The sequence below is a fragment of the Streptomyces sp. MnatMP-M17 genome (genome assembly GCF_900091995.1).
In the GTDB taxonomy this organism is placed as follows: domain Bacteria; phylum Actinomycetota; class Actinomycetes; order Streptomycetales; family Streptomycetaceae; genus Streptomyces.
On sequence record NZ_FMDK01000664.1, the window covers coordinates 1 to 1,463 of the forward strand.

1 protein-coding gene and 1 pseudogene are annotated in these 1,463 nt (G+C 72.0%); one reads left to right on the forward strand and one right to left on the reverse strand.

All coding sequences use genetic code 11. The features are described 5' to 3' along the window. A pseudogene (locus GA0115259_RS27685) lies at positions 1–499 on the forward strand (hypothetical protein); the annotation flags it as partial. A gap of 64 nt (positions 500–563) precedes the next feature. On the opposite strand, the gene GA0115259_RS27690 reads toward GA0115259_RS27685, so the two are convergent. After that, the gene (locus GA0115259_RS27690) at positions 564–1,160 is read right to left on the reverse strand and encodes a histidine phosphatase family protein (RefSeq protein ID WP_093602102.1); all 597 of its coding nucleotides are present in this window, start codon (positions 1,158–1,160) and stop codon (positions 564–566) included. Between the last annotated feature and the right edge of the window lie 303 nt (positions 1,161–1,463).

Sequence of the window (1,463 nt, forward strand, 5' to 3'; positions counted from 1 at the left end):
CTCGCCGCGGCTGCTGTCGCTGCTCGCGCTGCGCGAGGCGGGCGGCTGGGCCGGGCTCGGCGACCGTACGAGCTGTGAGCGGGCACTGTCCCTGGCGCACGGCCTCTTCGAGCGCGGGCCCTCGGACGCGGATCCCGAGTGGATGTCCTTCTTCGGCGAACCGGAGCTGGAGTCGCAGGAGGCGCTCTGCCACGAGGCGCTGGGCGACTGGGCGCGGGCGGCGCGTCACGCGTACCGCGCCACGGTCATCCAGGATCCGCACTTCGCGCGCAATCTCGCCCTCTACCGCGCGGAGCTGTCCACCGATCTGGCCCGCGCGGGCTCGCCGGACGCTGCCGCGGTGGCGGGCCATCAGGCGCTGGACCTGCTGGACGGTGTCCAGTCGTCCCGTATCCACACACGGCTCGCGACCACGGCCCGGGTACTGCTGCCGCAGCGCCGGCTGCCGGAGGTGGGCGCCTTCCTGGACCGCCACGCCGCGACGAACGCCGGTACGTAGAACCAAGCCCGCGCGTAAGGCCGAGAAGGACGCCTGGCGGGCACCCGCCCGTACCCTCGGCGCGTCAGTCCGTCAGATGCGCCGTGTCGTTCCAGACCTCGACCGCCGGAAGTCCGTACGCCCAGCCGAGCACCGACACCGACGTCGGATCCAGCCGGATGCGCGCCGCGAACGAGATGTCCTCGCCCAGCCAGCGCGCGCCTATCGCGCGCAGGATATGGCCGTGGGCGAAGACCAGCACATCGCGGTCGGCCGAGCGCGCCCAGGCTATGGCCTCGTCCGCGCGGGCCGAGACCTCCGCGAGGCTCTCGCCGGCGGGAACGCCGTCGCGCCAGATGAACCAGTCGGGCCGGTCCGACTTGATCTCGGCCGGTGTCATGCCCTCGTACGCGCCGTAGTCGAACTCCATCAGCGCGTCCCACTCCTCGGCCCGGTCGCCGAAGCCCGCCAGCGCGCAGGTCTCGCTCGCGCGCAGCAGCGGGCTGGTCCGTATCTCCACGTCCGCGAGACCCGACCAGGGCGCCCGGTGCAGCCGCTCGCCCAGCAGCTTCGCGCCTCGGCGGCCCTCGTCCAGCAGAGGTATGTCCGTCCTGCCCGTATGACGGCCGGAAAGCGACCAGGCCGTCTGGCCGTGCCGGGCGAGAAGGATGCGCGGTGCCATGGGGGCTACTCCCTGAAGTTCACAACCGGTGCCGCTCCATCATCGCGTATCTGAACGAAGGGCAACCTCCTGGGGGACACGGGCGTCCCTCTCTCCGTTGGCCGCGATTTCACCGAACGGAAGTTCGGCGGGCCACCCGACCGAGGAAATGGGAGACGTACACCGTACGGTTGAACACCGGCCGAAAACCGCATGAAATGACGATGGAGACCGCTCGTATGCCGCACAGCGCCGCCGCCCGCGCCAGAGCCAGCGCCCGCGTCGGCGCCACGCGTCAGCCGGGCGTCCGGCCGCCGGGCGTCC

Bases quoted from the DNA above. Each gene is read 5' to 3' on its own strand.
- GA0115259_RS27690 (WP_093602102.1), bottom strand. From the start codon at position 1,160: ATGGCACCGCGCATCCTTCTCGCCCGGCACGGCCAGACGGCCTGGTCG.